15 protein-coding genes are annotated in these 13,985 nt (G+C 50.8%); 4 read left to right on the top strand and 11 right to left on the bottom strand.

The genetic code is table 11. From position 1 onward, the window contains the following. Positions 1-125: 125 nt before the first annotated feature. Positions 126-446, bottom strand: coding sequence for a phage repressor protein (locus SB719_RS01960; protein WP_412158842.1), 321 nt, complete (start codon positions 444-446; stop codon positions 126-128). Further along, entirely contained in the window at positions 446-685 is a 240-nt protein-coding gene (locus SB719_RS01955; RefSeq protein ID WP_412158841.1) for a DNA polymerase V, read from the bottom strand. Before SB719_RS01955 ends, SB719_RS01960 begins: the two co-directional genes overlap by 1 nt. Positions 686-977: 292 nt before the next feature. On the opposite strand from SB719_RS01955, the gene SB719_RS01950 reads away from it, so the two are divergent. The 3 genes from SB719_RS01950 to SB719_RS01940 are packed head-to-tail and all read left to right on the top strand — an operon-like array spanning position 978 to position 3,645. Next, positions 978-1,340, top strand: coding sequence for a GtrA family protein (locus SB719_RS01950; protein WP_412158840.1), 363 nt, complete (start codon positions 978-980; stop codon positions 1,338-1,340). Further along, a complete protein-coding gene (locus SB719_RS01945; RefSeq protein WP_412158839.1) occupies positions 1,337-2,251 on the top strand; it encodes a glycosyltransferase family 2 protein in 915 nt (304 codons plus the stop codon). Before SB719_RS01950 ends, SB719_RS01945 begins: the two co-directional genes overlap by 4 nt. Then, on the top strand, positions 2,248-3,645 hold the full coding sequence (locus SB719_RS01940; RefSeq protein ID WP_412158838.1) for a hypothetical protein: 1,398 nt from the start codon (positions 2,248-2,250) through the stop codon (positions 3,643-3,645). Before SB719_RS01945 ends, SB719_RS01940 begins: the two co-directional genes overlap by 4 nt. Positions 3,646-3,676: 31 nt before the next feature. Here SB719_RS01940 and SB719_RS01935 read toward each other — a convergent pair whose 3' ends face one another. Then, positions 3,677-5,776 (bottom strand): phage head-binding domain-containing protein, encoded by a 2,100-nt coding sequence (locus SB719_RS01935; protein ID WP_412158837.1) that lies wholly within the window; start codon positions 5,774-5,776, stop codon positions 3,677-3,679. An 85-nt stretch (positions 5,777-5,861) separates the two neighbouring features. Between SB719_RS01935 and SB719_RS01930 the strand changes: the two genes are divergently transcribed. Further along, a complete protein-coding gene (locus SB719_RS01930) occupies positions 5,862-6,215 on the top strand; it encodes a Rap1a/Tai family immunity protein (protein ID WP_412158836.1) in 354 nt (117 codons plus the stop codon). 81 nt (positions 6,216-6,296) lie between these two features. On the opposite strand, the gene SB719_RS01925 is transcribed toward SB719_RS01930, so the two are convergent. The 8 genes from SB719_RS01925 to SB719_RS01890 are packed head-to-tail and all read right to left on the bottom strand — an operon-like array spanning position 6,297 to position 13,950. Next, the gene (locus tag SB719_RS01925) at positions 6,297-8,726 is read right to left on the bottom strand and encodes a hypothetical protein (protein WP_412158835.1); all 2,430 of its coding nucleotides are present in this window, start codon (positions 8,724-8,726) and stop codon (positions 6,297-6,299) included. Then, on the bottom strand, positions 8,726-10,054 hold the full coding sequence (locus tag SB719_RS01920) for a phage DNA ejection protein (RefSeq protein WP_412158911.1): 1,329 nt from the start codon (positions 10,052-10,054) through the stop codon (positions 8,726-8,728). The genes SB719_RS01925 and SB719_RS01920 overlap by 1 nt, the downstream gene beginning before the upstream one ends. A 9-nt stretch (positions 10,055-10,063) precedes the next feature. Beyond that, positions 10,064-10,759: a DNA transfer protein gene (locus SB719_RS01915; protein ID WP_412158834.1), complete on the bottom strand. Its 696-nt coding sequence runs from the start codon at positions 10,757-10,759 to the stop codon at positions 10,064-10,066. A 2-nt stretch (positions 10,760-10,761) separates the two neighbouring features. Further along, positions 10,762-11,217: a DUF2824 family protein gene (locus tag SB719_RS01910; protein WP_412158833.1), complete on the bottom strand. Its 456-nt coding sequence runs from the start codon at positions 11,215-11,217 to the stop codon at positions 10,762-10,764. After that, entirely contained in the window at positions 11,217-11,846 is a 630-nt protein-coding gene (locus tag SB719_RS01905) for a phage tail protein (RefSeq protein WP_412158832.1), read from the bottom strand. Before SB719_RS01905 ends, SB719_RS01910 begins: the two co-directional genes overlap by 1 nt. After that, the gene (locus tag SB719_RS01900) at positions 11,846-13,267 is read right to left on the bottom strand and encodes a packaged DNA stabilization protein (RefSeq protein WP_412158831.1); all 1,422 of its coding nucleotides are present in this window, start codon (positions 13,265-13,267) and stop codon (positions 11,846-11,848) included. Before SB719_RS01900 ends, SB719_RS01905 begins: the two co-directional genes overlap by 1 nt. Continuing rightward, a complete protein-coding gene (locus SB719_RS01895) occupies positions 13,227-13,730 on the bottom strand; it encodes a packaged DNA stabilization gp4 family protein (RefSeq protein WP_412158830.1) in 504 nt (167 codons plus the stop codon). The genes SB719_RS01900 and SB719_RS01895 overlap by 41 nt, the downstream gene beginning before the upstream one ends. Beyond that, positions 13,708-13,950 (bottom strand): hypothetical protein, encoded by a 243-nt coding sequence (locus SB719_RS01890; RefSeq protein WP_412158829.1) that lies wholly within the window; start codon positions 13,948-13,950, stop codon positions 13,708-13,710. Before SB719_RS01890 ends, SB719_RS01895 begins: the two co-directional genes overlap by 23 nt. Positions 13,951-13,985 lie beyond the last annotated feature (35 nt).

Genomic DNA, 13,985 nt, shown 5'->3' with positions numbered 1-13,985 from the left:
TTGTTTTAGGTTGATTCACGTTTTATCAAAGGTATACCGCAAGGCACGTGTTACCCGCCGGGTGAATATGAGGTGCTTTGCGGTATTTTTTTGTGCTACATGTGTGCTACCAGAAAAGAACTGATTTATGGCACCCTGTAATCGTCATACACATGCCTTACCTCGCACGTCACTTTACCCAGCACAATGACATCGTTTAGCGGATCACCTTCTATAACCTCACCCTCTTCCGTCACCAGGCTGTTGAGGTACATCTTCCCCAACCCCGAATAGCCATTCCACTGATACGCAATCCTGCTGCCGGGTTTCACCTTCGCAGCTGAGTCAACCAGCAGGAAGCCGTCAGGGATATCGACCCGGAACGTTGTGGCTGGATTAGGGATGAATACTGAGTTGAGGCTGAGCCGCGGCTCTATGTAGTCCTGTGCCGGTGAAGGAAATCCCATCAGAGGCCACCGTTAGGGTTGAACCGGAACCACGTCATATTCTCGCCCTCCTGCGTTGAGGCGTCGCGGAAGGTGGTCGTGTGGCTACTTATCCAGTCGTTGGCCTGCTTGAGCGTAAATTGCCAGTTAACGCGCTCCAGCTCCTCTACGAAGTCAGCAGTGGTAACGGTACTGCGGCCTGATGGCTCGCGCTTGATGGAACTGATGAATGCTTTTTTAATCTGGTACTCGCGTGGCATGGTCAAATCCTCCTCTGATAATAACTGTATATAGATACAGTATTATCGATCGGTGGATCTGATCAAGATGCGTCCGGCGTATCTTTTGCGAACCTGTTGGCTGGTATGGATATTTATTTGCTACAACTGGTGTGAATGGTTACTGTTTAGGCTCCCACCCCGCAGCCTGCTCAGATCGGCGCGGTTCAGGATTGCCCCAACGCCGGGGCTTTTTTATGCGATTTTTCTTAAAGGGTTGCAGTCTGTTTCACGATGTATAAGATCGGTAAATTCTTAACTTAAGCTAAACCTTATGCTCAAACTATTCTCGCGTTATGTCAGTGTTGGCGTACTGAACACTGCTATTCATTGGGCCGTATTTTATCTGATAATTTGCACCTCAGATGCCACTCAGTCACTCGCCAACTTTGGCGCATTTTGCGTTGCAGTAACATTTTCGTTCTTTGCAAACGCGCGCTGGACGTTTAACTCTGAGACAACCACTCTTCGCTACATGATTTATGTCGCCTTTATGGGATCTCTGGCTTCAGCTGTTGGCTGGGCGGCTGACAGGTCGGGATTAGCACCGCTGGTTACTCTGGTAGCATTCTCCGCAATAAGCCTTTTCTGTGGCTTTATCTATTCACGGTACATCGTTTTCAGGGAAGAAAAATGAAAATATCTTTAGTGGTTCCCGTTTACAACGAAGAGGAAGCAATACCAATTTTCTATCAGGAAGTGCGCCGGGAACTTACCGCGCATGAGGTAGAGATTGTGTTCATCAACGACGGTAGCAAGGATGCCACTGAAGAGATAATCAATGCTCTGTCAGTGTCAGATCCGCTAGTTAAAGCAGTGTCATTTACCCGCAACTTTGGCAAAGAGCCCGCGCTTTTCGCAGGTCTTGAGCACGCTACCGGTGATGCAGTAGTGCCAATCGATGTTGACCTGCAAGATCCGATCAATGTCATTCCGCAGCTTATTGAGCGCTGGCAGGCAGGGGCTGATGTGGTACTGGCCAAGCGTGCAGATCGCAGCACTGACGGACACCTTAAGCGCAAAACGGCTGAATGGTTCTATCGCCTGCACAACAAAATCAGCTCACCCACTATCGAAGAGAATGTCGGCGACTTCCGTCTCATGTCGCGCGAAACAGTGGAGCACATCAAGTTGCTTCCGGAGCGTAACCTGTTCATGAAGGGCGTCCTGTCTTGGGTAGGCGGTCGAGTTGATGTGGTCGAGTACACACGTGCGGAACGCATTGCCGGCACGTCAAAGTTTAATGGCTGGAAGCTTTGGAATCTGGCGCTGGAGGGCATTACCAGCTTCTCGACCTTCCCATTGCGCATGTGGACCTATATTGGATTGTTCGTCGCTGCAGCCTCGTTCCTTTACGGCACATGGATGATCTTCGACACACTCGTATTTGGTAACCCTGTAAGGGGGTATCCATCTATTATCGTATCTATATTGTTCCTCGGTGGCGTGCAGCTGATAGGCATAGGCGTGCTGGGGGAGTATATCGGTCGGATTTACATAGAGTCTAAAGGAAGGCCGCGCTACCTGATTAAGGGATCCAAGAAGTGATAAAAAAATATGGCTGGGTTGCCAGAGAACTAATATTCGCAGCGATTATCGCCTTCGCTGCTAGCTTTTACTTCGGTCACGCATTCACTAACCATGATTCAGTGATATATAAAATCATCGCCGATGGAATGATTGAACATGGTCAAATGCCATATAGTTATGCCTTCGACCATAAGCCGGCATTCCTTTACTATATCTATGCGGCATTCTCCCTGATATACCCATTTAAGATAGGATTTTTTGCAGCAATTTCCCTGCTATTCTATATAGTATCGGCGGCAATCGTTTCATTCTATTGCTATAGAAGCTTCAGGAATGTTGCGGGGATTGCGTTAGCGATAATATTTTTTTCATTTCCTTTCGTAGACTTTTCTGGCAACACCGAGATTTTGTATTCCTCGCTCGCCCTGGCGTCGCTGCTTATCCTTATGAGGCCAAGTAGAGCAAAGCCTGTCGCAATTTCAGGAATGCTCGCCATCTTTGCAGTCAACATCAATTATATGGTTGGAGTAGCACTGTCTCTCCCTACCATCTTTCTGCTGCTTTGCAGTGACATAAAATCAACCCTGCGCCGAACAGCAACCTACGCTGCTGGGGTGGCTATCGGACTTATTGTTGTTTTCGCTCCCCTGCAGATGACTGTAGGCGTCATGGATGGATATCTGAGACCACAGATAACATTCCTTTCTGCATATGGCGATGGCGGCATAAGCCATAGTGAAACTTTAATTTTTTTCCTGCCAGTAATAGCCAGCGTGCTACTCTGCCCTGCGCTTTACCTCATGGATAAATTTTCGAGCATCAAATCTCGCCGCGAACTGATCGCAGCTGTCTTATGTATGGTCTCATGCATCATGTGCGTGATTATTGCCGGAAAGCCGTTTATGCACTATTCGGCGATTTTCCTTATCCCCTGCTGCCTTTTCGCTGTAGCTGCGGGAAAGAACGCAATAGCAATCATTGCGCTCTCAGCGCTTCCTTTTAATATCTACTACAAGGATCTGACGATTAAGCTTTTCAACCTTCACGAAAGGCTTGAGGCGTCATACACAAGCAAAAAAGAGGATGACTTTAAATCCCTGCACGCCCTGGTGGGAGATGAAAAGGTTTTGTCAGTGAGAGCATCTCACGTTCTTTATTACCTCTCTGACATGCAACCCTTCGATAAGTACATCTGGATGACGCATAGAACCCAAATTATGGGTGCCGGCGAAGAGAGTTATATCATGGATAAAATGAGGGAAAATCCAAGATTCGTAATGACCGGCAACAACCTTTGCCAGAATCCTGCAGGCATGAATGATGTTTGCGCCTACCTCAAGGAAAATTACACACTGAAGAAATCTGTCGTGTGGGGATTCCAGTTTGGCGGCGATATATTTGAAAGGAAGTAAGGAAAGGATGGGCGCTTTCGCGCCCATATATTCAAAAGGTGAGTAATGTTTTCGCTGTAGCCCCTGAGCCCGTCGTGCCGGCGCCGGTAATAACTGACAGTGCCGCTTGCCCAGTCGACCCGGAAGTTGCCACAAAGCGATCTCCTACTACTACGTTCACGCCTATCGGTAGCGAGTTGGCCGCTGGATACTGAAACTCCCTGAACCGACCAAACGGCTTGTAGGTTATGCCCCCAGAAATTGCAGTCAGCGGATCGGTGCCATACACCTGACCAACATTACAATCAGTAGGGGTTGTCATTTGGTTTAGTGCTGCAGCGCCGCGATTATATGCAGGGAATACCTTTATGGCATCAATGTAAACGCCTGTCGACAACGTGTTAAAAAGGACAGCATAGCCAATGGGGTGAAGCGATATTGCATCAAGCGAACCGATGAAAAGTCCGACACATGACTGAGTACGTACTCCGTGATAATTAAGAGCTTCTGCACCCTGCGCCCCGGTCCCGTTGATAACAAGTTTGTTTATCCTCATTCCTGTAGGATATATAGTAGAGTCCGCACCGGCCCCTGCATAAAGCACAGCATTAAATTGATTATTGTTTGAGACAAGAAGGTCAATAATCCCACCTGTATCATAGTTACCTGGAGAAAATGAATTCACAAACCCATCAGTAACAACATTTCCATAGCAACACCTCCCGCCAAAATTGCTTCCGCCTATAGCCTGGTGAATAGTATTGTTACTTGTGCTTTTGAGGTTGGCATTTGCAACGGTTTCGCTAATTTTCACATAGTAATTTTCTACTGTCTGCGGGGTGCTATCTTTATCCCAATACAGCGCTCGGCCAATGCGAGAGATACCAATCTTGTTTGTTGAGCCTTCAACAGTTCCAAACACAAGATTTCTCATGCCTGCGGCTCTTATATCAGATGGTGCATATGCCAGCCCCATATCACCGCCAGTGAGCAGCAGTAACTGTGCCGTTCCAGCTCCGTTATTAATAACAGAGCCCGCAATCCTATCGACTGTCGTGTCATATCCTGCCGATATGCCAACTAAAGCCATAAAGTCGCCAATGCTTGCTGTTAGGTTCCCAACAACTTCCTTTACATGAATATCATGAGGATGTGTCGTAGGACCTGCGCCTGATGCATGCCGATATGTGCCGCCGCTAAGATAATGCTCTGCAAAGTTACCCCAGTGAGTCATCAGGGCGCGGCCAATTACAGTTGATGTGCCGGCATCGATTCTGTTTCCGCGAATATTGTAAGAGTCACCAGCGATGGCAACGCCGTTAATATTGCTATGGCCACCTTCAAGTACAAGCTCATCGAATGTGAAGTTATTGACGCCAGCTCCAGTTGTCCAGTTGCCAAGCAGAAGATGAGCGCGAAATGCTGCTGCTCCAGGAGAGTCAACCAGATAGATATATACCCGGCCAATAATGCGCGTATTATTTTGCGGGACAATTCCCGAATCTAAAGGGTTCGTTCCTCCAGAGCCAGCACGCATCATCTTGATACGCGTTCCAGCTGAAATCCACGTAAGCCCGCTGGGCAGTGTTAAAGCGTTTTGGACCTCATAGTCTTTTCGGCCGGATATCAGCGGGAGAGACAGCTCTACAGCTGCGTTGGCGGCGGCTTGAATGTCTCCACCGTACTCCTCCGGCGAAACCCCGATTTTACGGTTGTTTTTAATAGCACTACCAATAGTGCCGGACGGATAAGGCTGGGCTGCATCAAATCCAATAAGTCCTGCACCTGAAGGTAGATTCAAATCTTTTCTCAGCAGATCTGGGTCGTATTTAAGAACGCTGGGGAAATAATGTTCAAGGCTACCATATGCATCGTAGACAGCCATGCTGTGGCCCTCTGCCGTAACAATCTTGGCAACCTGGCCGTTAAAAACTGGAAAGCCTGCCGCGTTAATAACGATTGGTTGCGGGAGAGGCGTTAAATCTCCAGACTCATTTTGCAGGTATGCCTGCACCTGATTGGTGGGCAATGTTGGATCAGTGTCAATTTTGCCAATATAAATGCGGCCGTTTGCCAGCGCTTTAAATGATCGCGATGCTGTGAATAACTGTGAGGGCATCGAGACAACAACGTTTGCAGTAACATCTGCCATTGGTTTGCTCCGGGCATAAAAAAACCCCGGCATTTGCCGAGGCTGTTTGTGGTTGATTTATTTATTAACTTATAAGGAAAACATAATGAGGTTATTAGTTGCTTCAGCTCTGATTACATTTTCTGCAAGCTGCATGGCCTTCAATACTGGAAAGGATTTAGTTATTGCCGGCGTTATGTATGACGCATGGAGAAGCGCAGGTAAGCCTATGGATGGAAGTAACGCCAGCTATCAGGCAATGATGTATATGATGTACGTAAATGGAGCAGCTGGCGCCCTGCATTCAACCAGAGAGATCTGCATACCATCAGGAACAACAATGTACTCTATAGACGATGCAGCACTTGAATATTTCGACCGCAACGCAACACGTGTTAAAACCATGTCCGGAGCGCTAGCTGTTACTAGCGCCCTGAAAGAGACCTACCAGTGCAATTAAGGATTCCACATGATAAGTATCGGCTGGATTTTGGCAGTTGTTATCGGAGTTTGGGTATGTAAGAGCATACTCAAATGGTAATCAATACTGCTCACCTGTACCGTTTAGCCAGTTAAGCAATCCCACCTTAGCAATAGCCTGCCTTTCTCTAGGCTGGAGTGTTGCTGCCCACCTTTGATAACGCTGACTCCTTTGAAGGGCTTGCTCTGCTGCTTTCCTTGCTCCTGCAAGCCTTGCGGAATCAGCTCCTGCCATTAATCGGGCTGCGTTTCTGAACTCATGGGAGGAAATCAGACGATCTGCTGCGACGGTGCGTGCAGTCTTGTTACGCGATATGGTAGAGACAATTACCGATGTTGCTCCCGCACCGGGTAAGCCAATTGATGATGTTACACCTTCGGCTGCTGCAGCCTTTTTCCCCACATCATAAAGTTTAGAAACCATCCCTCCATCTTTGTCGAACTGGTCGAGAAGAGCCTGAATTCGACCTGTTGTTATTTCACTTGTCTTGGCAGTTCTAATGCCATTGGCGACAATATATAGGTCGTGCAGGCGTTTAGCTGTTGCCGTCGGAAGCTCGTCAGTAACTCTGCTGAGGGCGCCTGAACGCTGAGCCCCTGAGTACCAGTCTACAAAGCCGGGGATATGCAGTTGCGATTCTTTTCTTGAACCCAAAGTGAATATATCATTCAGTGCTGATGCGACCACCTCCTGACGTAATCCATTTGGTGTAGCATTCATCAGATTATCGAACGCCTGAACGTTACCTTTCCTCAGGCCCTGAATGGCCGGGGTGAGTCTACTGGAGTACGTGCCAGAAAGATCTTTGCCAAGAGCTGTGACAAGATGATCTTCCAAACCCTTCCTCTGCGACACCAGGTCTTTTGCAAGGCCCCACTTATCTCCCATCCCATATGCTGCAGCAACTTTCTCCTGATCGGCTGTTATAGCACCATAGAGCTGTTTTAGTTCAGCCGTGGTCTGGTCTTTGAAAGGCCCTTCACCTCGGCTTATAGCGGCGCCTATCTGCTTACGCGTATTGTCCAGCAGTGCATATGTTGGGGGGACCTGAGTAATTGTACCGTCGCTATTGGTTACCGCTCTCATACCCAAACGTCGCATAACAGTACGTTCTGCTGATGACAGGTTTTCCAAGCCACCGAGATCTGCCGCTTTGCTATTGAGTAAAGAGATGGTCTCATCAGCTGTAGCTGTAGTGCGTGGGGATATAGAACTACTGATATCTGAGTAGATTGCATCTGATCGACGAGTCAGCTCATCGATAGCTTTGCTGGACTCTGATTTGAACCTCTCTGAAAGAGCCACTTTATTTTGGGTGCCGCCGGCTTCTGCAATCAGATCATCTGCTTTTTGCGCAAGAGTCCCTATGGCTGATGCTTCCTGCGCAGCCAGCTGGCTTGCAGGGATGGATTTTAGCCCCTGTTCAATCGCTCTGTATGTCGGATTTTTAGAATAATGAGATGGTAGCAACTGGTCTCTAACGCCTACGCGCTCAGCGGCATCCAATACGTTCTGATCAGGCCTTACTTCTTCAGCGGCACGGTAAACCTGAGGGGTTACGCTTGCTGCCTCTCCGGTAACGGGATTATTAATTTGAACGCGTGTACGCAAGATTGATGTGTCAGGAGCTTCAGAGATGGCTTGCCCAGTTTGCTCTACCGTGCTTGCCTGCCGGCCCTGCGTTACCACATCTCGCAGATTAGCAGCAGCCTCATTAACCCCTCTCTGACCGTATGCCCGAGCGGCGGCGCTAACTCCCTTCACTGCACCATTAACAACCCCGCCCGCAGCTACGCCTGTTGCTAAGTCACCCAGGAATGACCCGTTGCTGTCTGTACCACTGTTAGCGGCCAAAGCACCGGTGGTATTTTCAGCAGTTAATCTGGTGCCCATGTTGAAAATACGACCTGCAAGCGTTGGCGCCGAGGTGGCCAGCCTTTCAAGCCCAACAGGGGTTAGGTAAGGTAAAGCCTCTGCAAATACCTTTCCTTCTTCGCTTTGTGGTGTAAGGGTTCCTTTGCTCAGCCCTAAAGCACTTTCAATTCCGTCTGTTGTGAGCCGTGGAGCTGCATCATATGTGCCATCTCCGAGGCCAAGCTTATTGCCGAGCCATGAACCCGCGCTGACAATTGCATCTGTTAGCTCAGCAGGAATGTTTGCAATGTTAATACCTGCCTGTAGCGCACCGCGTCCAGTTTCAGCCAGGCCACCCGCTATCTGTTGAGCTCGAGTCTGCGGCGCTCTGTCTCCCCATGAAGCGCTTTGTTGATTAGCCGGCGCTGCGGCTTGCCACATTGATGCCGGGTTTTGTTGGCTGCTGGTCACTGTTGGATAAGCGGAGAAAAATGCCTGCCGGGCAGCAGCAGCATTACTGCCTGCCTGGGGGGCAACTACCTCATTGAAATATTGCTCCTGCGCTGCTGACTGTTGTTCCGCTGGCAAAGCCTGAAACTGCGGAGAAGCAATAACCTCTTTCCATGCCTTAGCCATTAATCACCCCATAGGTTTGAAAATCCGCCGGCAGCTGCTGGCTGGGAGTCAGGAGCTCCTACTTGAGATTGCGCTGTCCCTGCATATCCTTGCGCTGATAGTTTAGATTCAAGCTTGGTCGCAATATCACTCAGCCGTTTCCTGACCGATGCCTCGCTACCTTTAATGCCTTTGTCAGTGATGTTAAGGCCTGATGCAATATTACCGAGGAAAACAATATCTCTGTCAGTCAACACGCCAGACATTAGCTTGAGGTTGTCAGAGGTAAGTAGTGACTGAAGACGGTTGGCATTATTTAGTACGTCCTGGCTGCTATTTCTAACTACTGGAGTCCAGGTATTTACTGACCCTGTCACCTGACCCAGCTCAGGATCTGTTGATAGGGCTTTTGCTAATTGCGCAGCTTCTGACGCGTACCCCAGGGATACCTGTTTCTGCTGCTGAGCTTCTACCTGCTGACGCTTGTTTTGGTCCAGCTTAAGGTTAAGGCTTTCTACTTCTGCTTGTGTTTTTGCACGTGAGAGCTGGTTAGTTATTGCCTGCTGTTGCAGTGCAAACTTACGCAGCTCCCGGTCTGCTGCAGAGTTCGATGCGCTGATGTCCTGTCCGCGCATAGTAATATCCTGCCCCCTGCGTGCCGTTGCCGCTGCTACATCCTGCCCTCTGACCTGAATGGCCTCGCCAGCCTGGTTGCTGCGGATGGTTTCCTGCAGCTTACCAACGTCAATTTTGCGACCCTGCTGCTTATCTACCGCGTCGAAATAGTCCTTTCCACCCAGTGATGACATGCCGAGGGTGTCAACGAACTGCTGCGCCTGCTGCGGGTCAGTTACGCCCATCTGCAGAACAGTACCCGGATCGGCACCCACTCGCTGCAGCGTTGCCCCGTTAGAGTTCACAAACTTGCTGAACGCCTCTGGTCCCTGAGAGAGTGACACACGCATTCCTGCCGCCAGAGAACCGATATCTGCCTTCTGCTGGTCATTCAGGTGGCCCACTGCCTGCTGTGCTTTCTCGACAAATGCCGGGTTCTGCAGCGCAAACTGGCGTAACAGAGAGGTGTCGCCCGTAGCCCACGCCTGAGCGTGTGCCTGGTTGAATGCCTTCTGCCCTTCTGCCATGGCTGACTGCTGGTAAGCCTGAGCAACACCACCTAGACCCTGCAGCGTCTGCAGTCCCATGTTGTTAGCGCCGCTGGCCTGCTGAGCGTTGTTATCGCGGATAAGTGCAAGCGTGGCGTTAACGTCACTTGCCTGCGGTGCATTCATATTTGCACCACCGATGCCAGCCAGAAGCCCGCCGCCATTCCATGATTGTGAAAGTGCCATGCTCACCCCTTAGAAAAGCGACCCAAGCAGGCCGAGGCCGCCACCAATTGCTGCGCCAATGCCAGTGCCAACCCCGGGAACGATGCTTCCCAATCCAGCCCCGGCAGCCGCACCCGATGCTGCGCCACCCAGCGCACTCTGAAAACCTGATGGTCGGTTAGCGTTTGCTGCCGCAAGTGCTGCCTGCTGCTGATAAATCGAACCGGCGTTATTTGCGTACGTCTGACCGGCATTAGCCTGCCCCTGCAGCGCACCAAGCCCAATATTTGCCAGATTCTGCGCGTTCTGCATCTGTCCGTTCAGCCAGTTTTGGCCCAAAGTTGGCGCGATCGTCGCGAGCTGATTGCTGGTTGCCGTTGAACCGAGTCCTCCAGTTGCCTCTGCGCCCGCCAATGACTGGTATCGAGCCTGATTTGCCAGCTGCCTGTACTGGTCTGAGCCATAGTAGCTGTTTAGCGCACTATTTTGCCCGCCGAGCGTGGAAAGGCTTTGCAGCTGCGAAACATATTGCTGCGCAAGTGGCGTGAACGGCGCCAGGTTATTCATTACCGTCTGCCACTGCTGACGCTGCAGGTCAGTTGAACGGTTGAGGGCATCAGCCTGCTCTTTGGCACCACCGCTACCACCTCCACCTTTACCTCCCTTTTCAGGGTAAAGCGGCTCCTCGCCGCGCAGCTGCCTGCCCAGCTTCATTGCATAAAACATGGTTAACTCCTGGAATTGAGGAAGGTGATTAGATCGTCACGTGTGGCGCTGTAAAACGTCACGTCATCGGTGCCTTTGAAGTATTTCCGGATGGTGCCGACGCGTTGCAGGCCGATAGACGCGCAGTACATCTGGCCATGCCTGAATTTACGGGCAGCGAATGACGTTACGCACTGGACATCAGTAGATCCGAGGATGTAGCGCCAGAACGCCATACCAATATCAAAACTGAACCCGCGGGCTTCCGGCAGATACATGGCGTGGCAGTCAAAGCTCATCGGTTGAATTTCGTGGTAATACACGAGGCCTCCGAAGACGCCGTGAACATTCACCTCAAAATATCTGCACTCCGGGCGGTATTCATAACCGTCACCGTTGTTGCTGCCGGCGATGATGCCCGGGTGATTGCCGACGCGCTCTATCAGGTCGATATTTCTGGTTGGATTGAATGTAATCATCAGTTAATCAGCCCGTGCGATCGCAATGCATCCTCAAGTGCCTTAATGCGCTGCCTTGCCTCTCTGAGACCATTGGCCAGAGCCTGCACCTGAGCCTGAGAATAGGTTGTGCCAATGGTGTAGCTGGTGTCAGCCGCAAATGATCCCTTAAGACCGGTGCCACTGGCCGCTGTAAACCCGGTGACTCTCGCCCCCACCACTTTCACGCCGCCAACTGAATATGATGTGGTAACGTTCAGGGGTGACAGCAGGCCTTGCGTATCTGTCGCTGATTTAGAGACATAATCGCTCTGAATAAAGTCAATATCACTTTCTGCAACTCCAACCCTGCCAGCGAGAGAAACGAGCGCACCCTCAGCGTTAGTGATTCTTCCTTCGTGGTTTGCCAGCTGGGACTCAGCAAAAGTAATCCTGACGCTGTGGTCAGCTAAGGTTATATCCTGCTGCTGATTCTTTATGGTTGCCTGATAGGCCATTCCGTTGGCGCTATTTGAGGCTTCTGCAATCCCTTTCAGGTCCGAGCCCTGTTGGATTATGTAAAGCCTGTAAGCGAGGGAAAAACTGCTAGGTAAAACGGAGTCATCGATGCGGCTTGCCTGAACGATGACTTCCTGCGGTTTATCTGCCATTACTCTAGCCTTAGCTGACAGGCACTCAGCGTAATCGGTGAAGAAGTGATTATTCTGACCCTGAAACCGATATTTTTACGGATGCGCCCAAGCCGGCGCCACAGGGCTCGCTGGTCATATCGGAACGGAGCGTTCCACGGTATCAGCTGCTCACGCCCATAATTGATGCCGTCCGCAGTAGCTGAAACAAACATTTTTTCGGCCACCTGTGAAACACCGGTGCCTGATTCCAGCTCGAAATCAAATGCTCTGGCGTTATCAGCACGGAACAATGGCGTAAACAGGAGGTGCTCCTGCTGCTCACCATACTGGCTGGACACTTCCTTGCTGAGTGTGCCGGTTAGCGCTTCTGACTTATCTCCACAGCTGATCGCATTACCCTCATACACGAAATCAATCGCGCGGTATGCTGCGCTATCAAATCCCGTCTTGAGGATTGCCCACTGCGGACCCGCTTGCGTAACTGATGCGTCGTATACAAGAACGTGGCGCGGCAGATGAATAATCAGTAACTCATGCGCTTCAAACCGGGTGGTTTCCATAAATCCGGTCGCCAACTCTTCAACTGTATATCCCTGCAGTATCTTCTCGATAGATGCCGTAGCTATCTGCTGGGTCTGTGCGGCATTGATGATGTATACCGATGGCGCACCCGTTGCCGGATGACTCAGAATTGCGTGGGTATCTGCGTACTTCGTTTTACATCGCGTGCCTGCAATGCCTTTCTGCACCATTAGCGACGGCTGAGACTGGTACAAAGCGGCGCCGACGGCACTGGATGCTCCGGTCAGAGAAAAGTACTCAATCGTTGTGGTGCCAAAGCACACAATGAAATCACGCCAGTTGTCTATGCCGATGATACCGTCCGGCTGGCTTTCTGCCCGGTACTCAGCGCTGTACCGGTCGGGCTTTGACTCATCCTCAAGATCGCTCACAAAGAATGAATCGCTGCTGTCCTTGCTCCACACATATCTTGAACGGTTACGGCAAATGTCCCTAACTGCACCAAGCTCATACTGAGCATAGCCTGTTGATGATGCCCAATTAGAAAGTGTGCGCACTTCACCATCATAACGAAAGAGTGTTATCGTCCGGTTAGCCCCTATCGCCTGGCTGTTGTAGCTGCAGGCCATAGACACGCGAGAGTCCCCCGCCACCTCCCCGATATCCTCACCTGATTTGTATAGCCTTGTTCCACAAACACGGTATACGGCGCTTTCATGGGAGTTATACATAACGCCGCGTGATACTCCGTCCACATCTCTCTGCTTTACAATGCCAGGGAAAGAGCGCAGATAGCCATTGGCACCTACCACCTCTTTGGGAGTGGCCAGCATGTTGACAGGGAGAAAGTCGACGTAATCCGCGTTGCGGCGATCCTTACCCACTCCCTTCATCAGTGGAAGCTGCTGAATCGGCATCTGGTCTCTCTCCGGGGTAATAATTGACAGAATTCAGCGTAACGCCGCGGTTGCCGCTGCCGGTCGGCATGCGGGACGGGTAGCCAGCACGCTTAGCCCGGCTCATTGCAGAGAATTTATAAAGCTGCTCTTTGCCATGCCGGGCGGTGGTAACGATTTTGGCTGCTGGCTCTACTGCGTAATCCGGCGCTATGCGAATTGCCAGGTTGTGCATGACTGCGCTGATAGCACTGGAGCGCATGCCGTGCTCGTCGCCGTCAGATGGTGGCGCGCTGGAGTCAGAGAAGATGTAGCCGGTGATGATGCCTTTGCTGTCCTGGTACCACTCCGCCATCATCATCTCTAAATCTTCGACAGCATCCTGCATCGACTGCGGCTCAACGTCAGTGAGCGTGGCATCTGAGGCCACACCCAGCTTACGCAGCGCCGCCCTGACAATGTCACCCTTCGTTTGTAGGTTCATCGCTTACCTCTGCCTGAGGCTTTCCGGCTTCTTCCGCAGGAGTGCGGCGAGTACGCTTAATCGGCTTATCTTCAGCAGGCTTTGCGCTGACTTCGTCCGGGTGGTCTTTCCAGCCTTTGGCGCGGAACTCTGCCAGCTCATCATCACGAACGATGACAGTCTGATACTCCTTGCCCCACACCCGCGTACCTTTGCCTTCTTTGTAAAGCATTACGCTCATGATCGTCTCCGAAGAAAGGGGCCGAAGCCCCTTAT

The organism is Pantoea sp. SIMBA_079 (assembly GCF_046940275.1).
GTDB classification, from domain to species: Bacteria; Pseudomonadota; Gammaproteobacteria; order Enterobacterales; family Enterobacteriaceae; genus Pantoea; species Pantoea borealis.
This window is presented reverse-complemented; position numbering and strand designations above follow the sequence as displayed.

Coding starts and splice junctions, on each gene's coding strand:
- SB719_RS01960 (WP_412158842.1), bottom strand. CDS start 446: ATGGGATTTCCTTCACCGGCACAGGACTACATAGAGCCGCGGCTCAGC.
- SB719_RS01955 (WP_412158841.1), bottom strand. CDS start 685: ATGCCACGCGAGTACCAGATTAAAAAAGCATTCATCAGTTCCATCAAG.
- SB719_RS01950 (WP_412158840.1), top strand. CDS start 978: ATGCTCAAACTATTCTCGCGTTATGTCAGTGTTGGCGTACTGAACACT.
- SB719_RS01945 (WP_412158839.1), top strand. CDS start 1,337: ATGAAAATATCTTTAGTGGTTCCCGTTTACAACGAAGAGGAAGCAATA.
- SB719_RS01935 (WP_412158837.1), bottom strand. CDS start 5,776: ATGGCAGATGTTACTGCAAACGTTGTTGTCTCGATGCCCTCACAGTTA.
- SB719_RS01930 (WP_412158836.1), top strand. CDS start 5,862: ATGAGGTTATTAGTTGCTTCAGCTCTGATTACATTTTCTGCAAGCTGC.
- SB719_RS01925 (WP_412158835.1), bottom strand. CDS start 8,726: ATGGCTAAGGCATGGAAAGAGGTTATTGCTTCTCCGCAGTTTCAGGCT.
- SB719_RS01920 (WP_412158911.1), bottom strand. CDS start 10,054: ATGGCACTTTCACAATCATGGAATGGCGGCGGGCTTCTGGCTGGCATC.
- SB719_RS01915 (WP_412158834.1), bottom strand. CDS start 10,759: ATGTTTTATGCAATGAAGCTGGGCAGGCAGCTGCGCGGCGAGGAGCCG.
- SB719_RS01910 (WP_412158833.1), bottom strand. CDS start 11,217: ATGATTACATTCAATCCAACCAGAAATATCGACCTGATAGAGCGCGTC.
- SB719_RS01905 (WP_412158832.1), bottom strand. CDS start 11,846: ATGGCAGATAAACCGCAGGAAGTCATCGTTCAGGCAAGCCGCATCGAT.
- SB719_RS01900 (WP_412158831.1), bottom strand. CDS start 13,267: ATGCCGATTCAGCAGCTTCCACTGATGAAGGGAGTGGGTAAGGATCGC.
- SB719_RS01895 (WP_412158830.1), bottom strand. CDS start 13,730: ATGAACCTACAAACGAAGGGTGACATTGTCAGGGCGGCGCTGCGTAAG.
- SB719_RS01890 (WP_412158829.1), bottom strand. CDS start 13,950: ATGAGCGTAATGCTTTACAAAGAAGGCAAAGGTACGCGGGTGTGGGGC.